Source organism: Bradyrhizobium sp. (assembly GCF_019242285.1).
In the GTDB taxonomy this organism is placed as follows: domain Bacteria; phylum Pseudomonadota; class Alphaproteobacteria; order Rhizobiales; family Xanthobacteraceae; genus Bradyrhizobium.
Genome location: NZ_JAFAVV010000727.1, coordinates 1 through 10,591 on the forward strand (window position 1 = coordinate 1; position 10,591 = coordinate 10,591).

Annotated in this window: 10 protein-coding genes; 5 read left to right on the forward strand and 5 right to left on the reverse strand. The window is 65.8% G+C overall.

Annotated elements, in window-relative coordinates:
* A partial coding sequence (locus tag JOY90_RS29375; protein WP_291694594.1) for an NAD(P)/FAD-dependent oxidoreductase occupies positions 1-1,394 on the reverse strand: 1,394 nt, incomplete at its 3' end.
* Positions 1,395-1,682: 288 nt separating this feature from the next.
* Between JOY90_RS29375 and JOY90_RS29380 the strand changes: the two genes are divergently transcribed.
* The 4 genes from JOY90_RS29380 to JOY90_RS29395 all read left to right on the forward strand — a co-directional run bounded on the left by JOY90_RS29380 (position 1,683) and on the right by JOY90_RS29395 (position 5,965).
* Entirely contained in the window at positions 1,683-3,119 is a 1,437-nt protein-coding gene (locus JOY90_RS29380) for an NAD-dependent succinate-semialdehyde dehydrogenase (protein ID WP_291694595.1), read from the forward strand.
* 92 nt (positions 3,120-3,211) lie between these two features.
* Complete coding sequence (locus JOY90_RS29385) at positions 3,212-3,991, forward strand: SDR family NAD(P)-dependent oxidoreductase (protein ID WP_291694596.1); 780 nt, start codon at positions 3,212-3,214, stop codon at positions 3,989-3,991.
* A gap of 36 nt (positions 3,992-4,027) precedes the next feature.
* A complete protein-coding gene (locus tag JOY90_RS29390; protein WP_291694597.1) occupies positions 4,028-5,068 on the forward strand; it encodes a sigma-70 family RNA polymerase sigma factor in 1,041 nt (346 codons plus the stop codon).
* Between the two features lie 171 nt (positions 5,069-5,239).
* Positions 5,240-5,965, forward strand: a complete 726-nt coding sequence (locus tag JOY90_RS29395; protein WP_291694598.1) for a haloacid dehalogenase type II — start codon at positions 5,240-5,242, stop codon at positions 5,963-5,965.
* A gap of 12 nt (positions 5,966-5,977) precedes the next feature.
* On the opposite strand, the gene JOY90_RS29400 is transcribed toward JOY90_RS29395, so the two are convergent.
* From JOY90_RS29400 to JOY90_RS29410, 3 genes are read right to left on the reverse strand one after another with little or no spacing between them, the layout of a single operon-like run.
* Complete coding sequence (locus tag JOY90_RS29400) at positions 5,978-6,721, reverse strand: SDR family NAD(P)-dependent oxidoreductase (RefSeq protein ID WP_291694599.1); 744 nt, start codon at positions 6,719-6,721, stop codon at positions 5,978-5,980.
* A gap of 9 nt (positions 6,722-6,730) precedes the next feature.
* Positions 6,731-7,651, reverse strand: a complete 921-nt coding sequence (locus JOY90_RS29405; protein WP_291694600.1) for a polysaccharide deacetylase — start codon at positions 7,649-7,651, stop codon at positions 6,731-6,733.
* A 29-nt stretch (positions 7,652-7,680) separates the two neighbouring features.
* Positions 7,681-8,973 carry an MFS transporter gene (locus JOY90_RS29410; RefSeq protein WP_291694601.1) on the reverse strand — a complete coding sequence of 431 codons (1,293 nt, stop codon included), beginning with the start codon at positions 8,971-8,973 and terminating at the stop codon, positions 7,681-7,683.
* Positions 8,974-9,139: 166 nt separating this feature from the next.
* Between JOY90_RS29410 and JOY90_RS29415 the strand changes: the two genes are divergently transcribed.
* A complete protein-coding gene (locus tag JOY90_RS29415; protein ID WP_291694602.1) occupies positions 9,140-9,718 on the forward strand; it encodes a CbrC family protein in 579 nt (192 codons plus the stop codon).
* Positions 9,719-9,935: 217 nt separating this feature from the next.
* On the opposite strand, the gene JOY90_RS29420 is transcribed toward JOY90_RS29415, so the two are convergent.
* Positions 9,936-10,591, reverse strand: a 656-nt coding sequence (locus JOY90_RS29420) for a polysaccharide deacetylase family protein (RefSeq protein ID WP_291694603.1), incomplete at its 5' end; no start/stop codon positions are given.

Consider the following 10,591-nt stretch of genomic DNA (forward strand, 5'->3'; position numbering starts at 1 on the left):
ACCCAGTCGACATGCTGCTCGATCGACACCGCCATGTTCGACAGCACCGACGGGCTGCCGGGCCCGGTGATCATGAACAGGTTCGGGAAGCCGGCCACCGTGAGCCCGAGATAGGTCTGCGGGCCGTGTGCCCAGACCTCGTTGATCAACTTGCCGCCGCGGCCGGTGATCGGGTGCACCGAGGTGATCGCGCCGGTCATGGCGTCGAAGCCGGTCGCGAACACGATGACGTCGACGCCGACATTGCGCTTGTCGGTCTTGATCCCGGTTTCGGTGATGGACTGGATCGGCTCCTTGCGCAGGTTTACCAGCGTCACATTGGGTCGGTTGTAGGTGGCGTAATAGTTCGTATCGAGGCAGGGGCGCTTCGAGCCGAACGGATGGTCGCGCGGCGTCAGCGCCTCCGCGGTTTCGGGATCCTTGACCACGTCGCGGATCTTCTCGCGGATCAAGTCGGCGACGATTGCGTTGGCGTCGGGATCGTTGCCCTGGTCCGCCCACAACTGTGTCAACACGTGGACGAGATCCCCGGCGGCCCACGCGTTTTCGAAGCGCGCGCGCCGCTCGGTGTCGGAGAGCTGCCAGGCCAATTCGGTGGTCAGCGGCATCGGCACGCCGGCGAGCGACCAGCGCGCCTGCTCGCGGAACGCGGCGCGGTCCTGATCGAACTGCGCCACCTTGTCCGCCGGTCGCGGGCCGTTTTGCGCTGGCAGCGCAAAGTTCGGCGTACGCTGGAACACCGTGAGCTCGGACGCCTGCTCGGCGATCAGCGGGATCGACTGGATGCCGGACGAACCGGTGCCGATCACCGCGACGCGCTTGCCATTGAGATCGACGCCCTCATGCGGCCAGCGGCCGGTGAAATAGATCTCGCCCTTGAAATCCTCGACGCCCGCGATCTCGGGCGGCTTCGGCGTGGAGAGGCACCCGGTCGCCATGATGTAATAGCGGCAGGACACCGGCGCGCCATTGTCGGTCGTCAGCAGCCAGCGGTCTGAATTCTCGTCCCATGTCGCCGCGGTGACCCTGGTGTCGAAGCGGATGTCGCGCCGGAGGTCATAACGGTCGGCGACGAAACCGAAATAGCGCAGGATCTCGGGCTGGGTCGCGTATTTCTCCGACCATTGCCACGCGTTCTCCAATTCCGGATCGAACGTGTAGCTGTAGTCGATGGTCTGGATGTCGCAGCGCGCGCCCGGATACCGGTTCCAGTACCAAGTGCCGCCGACGTCACCGGCGGAGTCCAGCGCCACCGCCGACAGCCCCGCCTTGCGCAGGCGATGCAGAAGATAAAGTCCGGCGAACCCGGCACCCACCACCGCGACATCGACCTGCTGCGGTGCGCCGCCGTTCGCATTAGCGGCACGCGGTTCTGCAACCATGTCCTCCGGCATGTCATTCCCTCCATGAATTTTTGATTTGGTTGGAATGCAGCGTGCGCTCAATTCGAAAGGAGGACAAGTTCAATCTTGGGCTGTCGCACGGAACCACCGTCGGCGCGTGCGCGGGAGCCCGACGAGGTCTTGCGCTGAGTGGCTACTCCGAGCTTGCGGCATGGAGCGGAGATACCGGCGTAAATCGCATGGCGCGTCGAGCAGCCGCCGCTCTCGGCCCACTTGAAACCGGGCCGCTGAACGTGCTGTTGTCCGCGCGACGGGACGTCCGAGATCGGAGACAGAAGAATGACTTACCCCAACGTGCAGCTCTACATCGACGGCAAGTGGCGACCCGCCGGCTCCGGCCGCACCATACCGGTGCTCAACCCGGCGACCGAGGAGGCGATCGGCACCGTGGCGCATGCCGACAAGGCCGATCTCGACGAGGCGCTCGCCGCGGCCGACAAGGGCTTCAAGCTCTGGCGCAACGTCGCGGCCTATGAGCGTTCCAAGGTGATGCGCAAGGCCGCGCAATTGCTGCGCGAGCGCGCCGACAGCATTGCGACGCTGATGACCATGGAGCAGGGCAAGGTCCTGGCCGAGGCCAGGATGGAAACCATGGCCGCCGCCGATGTCATCGAATGGTTCGCCGAGGAGGGCCGTCGCGCCTATGGCCGGCTGATCCCGGCGCGCGCGCCCGGTGTCTACCAGATGGCGATCAAGGAGCCGGTCGGTCCGGTCGCGGCCTTCACGCCGTGGAATTTCCCGATCAACCAGGTGGTGCGCAAGCTTTCGGCTGCGCTCACCACCGGCTGCTCGATCATCGTCAAGGCGCCGGAAGAGACGCCGGCCTCGCCCGCCGAATTGATCCGCGCCTTCGCCGATGCCGGCGTGCCGGCCGGCGTCATGAATCTCGTCTATGGCGTGCCGGCCGAGATTTCGGAATACCTGATCCCGCATCCGATCATCCGCAAAATCTCCTTCACCGGCTCGACCAAGGTCGGCAAGGATCTCGCTGCGATGGCCGGGCAGCACATGAAACGCGTCACCATGGAGCTCGGCGGCCACGCGCCGGTGATCGTGTTCGACGACGCCGACGTGGAGTCGGCGGCCAAGATCATGGTCGCGGCGAAATACCGCAACGCCGGCCAGGTCTGCATCTCGCCGACGCGCTTCCTGGTGCAGGAGGGCGTCTACGACAAGTTCATCACCCAGTTCGTCGAGGGCGCCAAGGCGGTCAAGGTCGGCAACGGGCTCGATGCGGATTCGAGGATGGGCGCGCTTGCCAACGACCGCCGCATCGCGGCGATCGAGGGCATGGTGCAGGATGCGGTCGGCCACGGCGCCAAGGTCGCGACCGGCGGCAATCGCGTCGGCAACAAGGGCTATTTCTTCGAGCCGACGGTGGTCACCGACGTGCCGAAATCGGCCCGCGCCATGAACGAGGAGCCGTTCGCCCCGCTTGCGCTGATCTCGCCCTTCGCGAAGTTCGACGACGCCGCGGAGGAGGCCAACCGCCTGCCGTTCGGCCTCGCGTCGTATGCCTTCACCAGATCCGCCAAGACTGCGACCGCGATCGGCGCCGCCGTGGAAGCCGGCATGATGTCGATCAACAGTTTTGCTCTCGCGCTGCCCGAGGTGCCGTTCGGCGGCATCAAGGATTCCGGCTACGGCTCGGAAGGCGGCAGCGAGGCGATCGAGGCCTATCTCAACACCAAGTTCATCACCCAGACGGGGGTGTGAGAGACAGGAAAGGTTCAAGCGTAGGCCCCAAAAAACTTCCGAAGCACCGATGAGTTTCGTTTCTCCCGCCGGTCCTACTCCATGAGGCCGGCATGTCGCCGGCCACGCGACAGGAGGACGGCATGCTCGCATTGCAGGACAGGAACGTAGTCGTGATCGGCGGCAGCCGGGGCACGGGGCGGCAGGTGGTCGAAATGGCGCGCCATGCTGGTGCGCGCGTGCTGGCGGTGGCGCGGCAAGAGGCGCGGCTCCGGCAATTGGAGGAGCAGGTCCCGGGCACCGAGGTTCTCGCGCTCGATGCCAGCGACGAATCCTCGCCCGCGAAGGTGTTCGGCGCGCTGCAGCCGGATGTCCTGGTGATCTCGGGCGGCGCGATGCCGCCTGCCGCGCCATTGCATCAGCAGAGCTGGCAGGAGTTTTCGGTGAATTGGGAGGCCGACGTCAAGATGGCCTTCAACTTCTGCAAGGCGGCGCTGGCGGCGCCGTTGCGTGCGGGCTCCTCCGTCGTCGTCGTCTCGAGCGGCGCGGCACGCGCAGGCTCGCCGATCTCCGGCGGCTATGCCGGTTCGAAGCGCACGCAGATGTTCATCGCCAACTACAGCCAGAAAGAGTCCGACCGACTCGGGCTCGATCTCAGCTTTGCGGCGCTGGCGCCGCTGATCCAGCCGGACTCCGAGATCGGCCGGCACGCGGTCGAGGGCTATGCGCGCTATCTCGGCATCTCCGAGGCCGACTTCGTCAAGGGCATGAAGGCGCCGCCGACCTCGGCCGTCGTTGCGGCGGGCGTGCTGGAAGTGATCGCCAAGCCGGAGGAGTCCAGGGGCAAGGTGTTCATGGTCGCCGGCACCGGCCTCGAAGCCGTATCGCTCTGAGCGCGCGGAATTGAAAGCGGTGCAACGGAGGGTGTAATGTCGCCTGCCATGACAACGGACGATCCACCGCGTCCGGCGCAAAACTCGGTGCGCCCGAGCCCGTCGTTCGAAACGCTCGCCGAGCCGTTCCGCCGCGAGTTGAAGCTGCACTGCTATCGCATGCTGGGCTCGCTGCACGAGGCCGAGGACCTGGTGCAGGACACCTACCTGCGTGCTTGGCGTGCGTTCGACGGCTTCGAGGGGCGCGGCACGTTTCGCGGCTGGCTCTATCGCATTGCCACCAATGTCTGCCTCGACGCGATCGAGAGCCGCAAACTCGTCCGGCGCATGTTGCCGGACGATACCGGGCCGGCTGCGACGCGCGTGCGGATGCCGGATGGTCCCCCGTCTACCGAGGTGGCATGGCTCGAGCCCTATCCCGATTCCGAAATCGAGGCCATCGCCGACGAGGCGCCGAACCCGGAGGCGCGCTACAGCGCGCGCGAGGCGGTGCAACTCGCGTTCGTCGCCGCGATCCAGCAACTGCCGGCGCGCCAGCGCGCCGCGCTGTTGCTGTGCGACGTGCTCGGCTGGGCGGCGAACGAGGCCGCCACGCTGCTCGGCGGTTCGACGGCCTCGATCAACAGCGCGCTGCAGCGCTCGCGCGAGACGCTGGCGAAACGCTATCCCGAGGGCCGGCCGCCGGCTGCGCCGCGACCAAGTGCTCGGCAGCAGAAGCTGCTCGATCGCTACCTGAAGGCCTGGGAAAGCCGTGACATCGACGGCTTCGTTGCGCTGCTGAAGGAGGATGCGCACTTCACCATGCCGCCGTGGCCGATGTGGTATGCCGGCTGCGCCGATGTCGGCGCCTTCATCGCGCTGGCCTGGCAGCATCGCGGCGACCTGCGGCTGACGCCGACGATGGCCAATGGCCAGCCGGCGTTCGCGATCTACGAGCGCGGCGCCGACGGCCGCTTCACCGCGCACGCGCTTCAAGTTCTCGAATGCGACGACGACATGGTCTCCACCATCACGATGTTCCTGCCGCCGGCCGGGCCGGAACTGTTCGAGGCGTTCGGGTTGCCGCCGGTGTCGTAGTGCGTAGGATGGGTAGAGCGCACGCTCTACCCATCCTACGAGTCCGGTCGAGGAGGGGGAATGCACGCGACGCCCGGGCCGGACAAAATCCAGCATCATTTCCGTGATTGGGTTATACCTCCACTGGCCTGCGGGATTGCTCGCAAGCCAATGACACGAGGATGGACCGACATGTTGCTGACCGATTTCGACGCGCTCACCTTCGACTGCTACGGCACCCTGATCGATTGGGAGAGCGGGATGGTCGAGGCGTTGAAGGGGCTCACAAATCGCGTGCAGCGGCCGCTCAGCCGCGACCAGATCCTCGAGGCCCATGCGCGTCACGAGGCGAGCCAGCAGCTCTACACCCCGGCCAGGCGCTATCGCAAGCTGCTGCCGATCGTCTACAAGCGCCTCGCCGAGGAGTGGGGCGTTCACGCGAGCCACGAGGAATGCGCCGAATACGGAAGGTCGATCGAGAACTGGCCGGCGTTCGCGGATTCGCCGGCGGCGCTGCAATACCTGAAGAAGCACTACAAGCTCGTCATCCTGTCCAACGTGGACAACGAATCGTTCCAGGCCAGCAACCGCCGGCTCCAGGTGGAGTTCGACGCGATCTACACCGCGGAGGACATCGGCTCGTACAAGCCGGCCGCGCGCAATTTCGAATACATGCTGGAGAAGATTCAAAGCCTCGGAGTCAAAAAGGAAAAAATCCTGCACACGGCCGAGAGCCTGTTCCACGACCACGGTCCGGCCAATGCGTGCGGGCTGAAATCGTGCTGGATCTTCCGGCGGCACGGCCAGGAAGGGTTCGGCGCCACCGCGAATCCGGGCGAGATGCCGCATGTCGATTTCACTTTCCACAGCATGGCGGAGCTTGCAAAGGCGCATCAGGAGCAGTTGCAGAAGAAGTGATCGGCTCCTGCCTCAGCAGCTCCAATGAAAGCCGTCCACCACGATGTGCTGGCCGGTGATGAACATGTGGGCGTCGGCGGCGAGGTAGCGCACGATCGAGGCGACGTCCTCGGGCGTGCCGACACGGCCCAGCGCGATGCCGGCGGTCAGTTCGGCCTCGCGGTGGCCGAGCAGGTCGCGCAAGAGGTCCGTGGCGATCACGCCCGGGCAGATCGCATTGACCGCGACCTTGGGGCCGAGCTCCTTGGCGAGCGAGCGGGTGAGGCCGAGAATGCCGGCCTTCGCCGCGGCATAGGCGTGCTTGGAGACGGCACTCGTGACTCCGCCTGACAGCGCGTTCAGCGACGAGATCGAGATGATGCGCCCGCCGGTGTCCTGCGCGGTCATGATCGGCGCTGCCGCGTGCATGTAGTTGAAGCAGCTCTTGAGGTTCACGGCGATCGCGCGGTCGAACTCGGCCTCGCTGATCTCGAGAATCGGCTTCGGGCTCGGCGCCCCGGCATTGTTGAGGAGCGCGTCGAGCCGGCCCCACGCCGTGGTGGTCTGCTCCACGATCGCCCGTGCGCGGGCAAAGTCGCTGACGTCGGCCTGGAACGTCAGCGTACGGACGCCACGCGCGGCGATGTCGCGGGCGGTTGCAGCCATCTCCGTTTCGAGCAGGTCGACCAGCGCGATGTCGAAGCCGGCATCGGCCAGCGCCAGCGCGCAGGCGCGGCCGATGCCGCGCGCAGCCCCGGTGACGAGAGCGGTCTTCATCCTGTCCTCTCAGTCCGCGGCATGGTCGCGGGCAAACCGCGCCACGTCGGCGTGGGTCGCGAACCAGACGTCGCCCTTCGCCTTCGCGAGGCGGATCAGCTCGTCGATGATCCACAGCCGCGAGCGGTAGCCGATGATGTGGGGATGGCAGGTGAGCTGGAACAGGCCGCCCTCCTCGTAGGCGGCCTCGAACTCGCGCCGGAAGATGTCGAAGACATCCGATGGCGGCGTGTAGGGCCGCAGGTTCTGGAAGCGCAGCATCATGAAATAGGGCGCATCGTCGCGGATCCATTCCACGGGCAGCTCGACCACGCCGGTGGGCTTGCCGTCCAGGACGAGCTCGTAACAGTCGACATCCGCCATCAGCGATGAGTCGTAGAGCAGGCCCATCTCCTGCGTGATCCGCAGTGTGTCGGGCGAGAAGTCCCAGGAAGCGGTCCGTGCGCCGACCGGCCGAACGCCGGTGATCTTCTCCAGCGTATCGGCGGCGCGCTGCATAAGGTCCTTCTCGGCTTCGTAGGGCAGGACCGAGTTCAACTCGTGGATCCAGGAATGGATGCCGACCTCGTGCCCTTCGGCCACGACGCGGCGCTGCTCATCGGGATGCAGCAGCGCGGCGACGCCGGGAACATAGAAAGTGGCCGGCACCGCGTGTTTGGCGAGCAGCTTGAGGATGCTCGGCACGCCGACGCGATTGCCATACTGTCCCCACGCCATCCGCCCGATCGACTTGCCGCCGTCGCGCAGCTCGTTGGTCTCATGGTCGGAATCGAAGGACAGCGCGAACGCACAGCGCTTGCCGTCCTTCCAGGTCTTCGGCCGCAAGCTGCGGCCAGCGCGGACATGGTTGACGAGGCCGCGCCAGTGTTCCTCGGGCCACTGCCAAGGCTCGCGCTTCTCAAAAGGCTCGCGCTTTTCGATCTCGCTCATGATCTCTCCGTTTCTCCGGGTTTCGCGATTCAGCGCAGCGCTGCGGTGCTGGTTTCCTTCAATTTCCAGATCACCAGGAGCGAGACGATCGCGGAAGGCAACAGATAGAGATAGGTCGGCGACACGGGCGAGCCGGTGACCTGGATCAGCCAGGTGGCGATGAACGGCGCAAACCCGCCGAAGATGGCGACCGCCAGCGCGTAGCCGGACGACATCCAGGTCGAGCGCAGATGGGTCGGGAAGATCTCCGAGATCGCCGCCGGTCCGGCACCCGAATACAGCGCCAGCAGAATGCCGAGCACGATCTGGAGCGGCACCACCAGCGCAAGCCCACCGCCTTTGGTCATCAGCGAGAACAGCGGCCAGGCCAGGACGCCGATGGCGACGGCGCTCGCCGTCAATAGCGGCCGGCGGCCAATCCTGTCCGACAACGCGCCCCAGATCGGAACTGCGATGATCATCGCGATCAGGCCGATCGTGTTCGACCAGAGGGATTCGGCCGGCGACAGCCCCGCGAACCGCTGGGTGAAGCTCGGCATCCAGACGAGCAGCGTGTAATAGGCGATGGTCCAGAAGATGGTGAAGCCGAAGGCCAGCGCACCGAGCGGGAAGCCCGAGCCGGCCGGCTCGCCGGCGGGTGCCTGACGGCTGGCCTCGTAGGAGGGAGTTTCCTCCACGTTCCGGCGCAGATAGGCGCCGACGACGAGCAGCAGCGCGCCCAGGAGAAACGGCACGCGCCAGCCCCAGTCGAGCATCGCAGCCGAGCTCAGCGACGAGGTCAGGATGGCCGCTATCGCCGAGCCGAGCAGCGAGCCGCCGGCCGTCGAGACCTGCTGGAAGCTGCCGAAAAAGCCGCGGCGTCCCGGCGGCGCCCATTCGACCATGAAGGCGGTCGAGGTGCCCCATTCACCGCCGGCGGCGAGGCCCTGCACGAGCCGCAAGGCGACGAGCAGCACCGGCGCCCAGACGCCGATGGTCTCGTAGGACGGCAGCAGGCCGAGCCCGACCGTGCCGAACGCCATCAGGAAGATGGTCAGCACCAACGCCGTCTTGCGGCCCCTGGTGTCGCAGAGCCGGCCGATCACGATGCCGCCCAGCGGCCGCGCCAGGAAACCCACCCCATAGGCTGCGAAGGACGCGAGCAGGGATGCCGTCGGATCGCTGCTCGGAAAGAACTTGGCCGCGATCAGCGAGGCGAGATAGGCGTAGACGCCGAAATCGTACCATTCGAGCAGATTGCCGATCGACGCCGCCCAGATCGCCTTGTGCGACTTATCCGCCAGATGCACGCCTGGCGTGCTCAAAACCGAAACGTCCGCCATCAATGTACCCCGTCCCTGCAATGGTGATGGATATTCAATCCCGCAATCGGGACGGAGTCGATATGCAAGCCGTGCGCCGCAGCGACAGCAGAGCCGCGGTTGACGCAACCGTTTCGGCCGAAATAGCCTCAGCGGCTCCGCCAGCCCTGATGCGGGAAAGATCGCGATGACAGAGCCTCTGCCGCAATTTCGGTATCACCCCGATCCCCTGGCAACCGGGAGCATCGAGCGTCGCGACGACTTCCGTTGTAGTTGCTGCGAGCGTCGGCGCGACTACGCCTATGTCGGGCCGTACCGGGACCAGACCGAGGAGTACCATTTCGCGAATGGTGACGAAATCTGCCCGTGGTGCATCGCGGATGGGACCGCGGCGGAAAAATGGAACGCCTCTTTCGTCGCTCCGGATTTCCTTTCGCCGGAGGCTCGCAGCCGGATGTCGGCGGCAGCGCTGGCCGATCTCGAGTTCAGGACGCCGTCGTTCTATTGCCTGCAGCAGGAGCGCTGGCTGGACCATCATGGCGAGGCTGCCGCGTTCATCGGTGCCGCCGGGGTCGACGAATTTCCCGATCTTCCGCGTCAGGCTCAGATCGCCATGCGCGAATGGGTGGGCGACCGACCCTATGATGGGCCGCTGCGCCCCACCGACCGGGTCAACAAGCTGAAGAACGACGGGGACGGACCGACGGCGTATCTCTTTCGCTGCCTGCATTGCGACTGGCACGGAATGTATGTGGAAAGCGGCTAGCTGGACGAGCAATTTCAAACTTCGAATTATATCAGCGTCCTCCGACCCTCATCCTGAGGAGCATCGCGCAGGCGATGCGTCTCGAAGGATGGCCCCGGGCAACGGCCGTGCAAGCGGCCATCCTTCGAGACGCAAGCCGTCGCCCTGAGGGCGAAGGCTTGCTCCTCAGGATGAGGGTCGGTGAGCTTGGAAGCGATAGGTTTCATCGAATCGCTCCTCATGCCACCGGCGCGGGTACCAGGCCGGCAAAGTGCGTTGCCACCGCGCCAGGCGTGGTGACCCACAACTCGTCGCGCATCATGGCGACATGGTTGAGCGCCCGCCGCAACGCGCGCAGGCGGAACGGCTGTCCGATGATGAACGGATGCAGCACGATGGTGAACACCAGCGGCCATTTGCGCGATTGCAGCAGCAGCTCGTCGAACTGGTCGATCATCATCCGCTCGAAGCTCGCGGCGGCCTCCTGGCGGAACACCAGCGTCGGCGAGTCGTTGAGCTCGATGGAGTAGGGCACCGACAACAGCGGCCCCGACCTCGTCCTCATCCAGAACGGCTGGTCGTCGGCCGGCCAGTCGAGAATGTAGCGGTAGCCGGCTTCCTTGAGCAGGTCGACGGTGACCGGCGAATGCGCGAAATAGGGCCCCATCCAGCCCGCGGGCTGGACGCCGGCGTGCCGCTTGAACATTTCGGTGGTCTCGGCGATCAGCCGGGCCTCGTCCGCTTCGGGATAGACGTCCTGCCGCTCCGCGTTGGTGCGGCCATGGGCTACGAACTCGTCGCCGCGCGCGGTGATGCGCGCGGCGATCTGCGGGCATTCATCGAACAGCAGCGCGTTGAAATTGTGCGAGGCCGGAAATTGCAATTCATCCAGCA

Excerpts from the sequence above, each read along its gene's own strand:
- JOY90_RS29380 (WP_291694595.1), top strand. The coding sequence starts at position 1,683 with ATGACTTACCCCAACGTGCAGCTCTACATCGACGGCAAGTGGCGACCC.
- JOY90_RS29385 (WP_291694596.1), top strand. The coding sequence starts at position 3,212 with ATGTCGCCGGCCACGCGACAGGAGGACGGCATGCTCGCATTGCAGGAC.
- JOY90_RS29390 (WP_291694597.1), top strand. The coding sequence starts at position 4,028 with ATGTCGCCTGCCATGACAACGGACGATCCACCGCGTCCGGCGCAAAAC.
- JOY90_RS29395 (WP_291694598.1), top strand. The coding sequence starts at position 5,240 with ATGTTGCTGACCGATTTCGACGCGCTCACCTTCGACTGCTACGGCACC.
- JOY90_RS29400 (WP_291694599.1), bottom strand. The coding sequence starts at position 6,721 with ATGAAGACCGCTCTCGTCACCGGGGCTGCGCGCGGCATCGGCCGCGCC.
- JOY90_RS29405 (WP_291694600.1), bottom strand. The coding sequence starts at position 7,651 with ATGAGCGAGATCGAAAAGCGCGAGCCTTTTGAGAAGCGCGAGCCTTGG.
- JOY90_RS29410 (WP_291694601.1), bottom strand. The coding sequence starts at position 8,973 with ATGGCGGACGTTTCGGTTTTGAGCACGCCAGGCGTGCATCTGGCGGAT.
- JOY90_RS29415 (WP_291694602.1), top strand. The coding sequence starts at position 9,140 with ATGACAGAGCCTCTGCCGCAATTTCGGTATCACCCCGATCCCCTGGCA.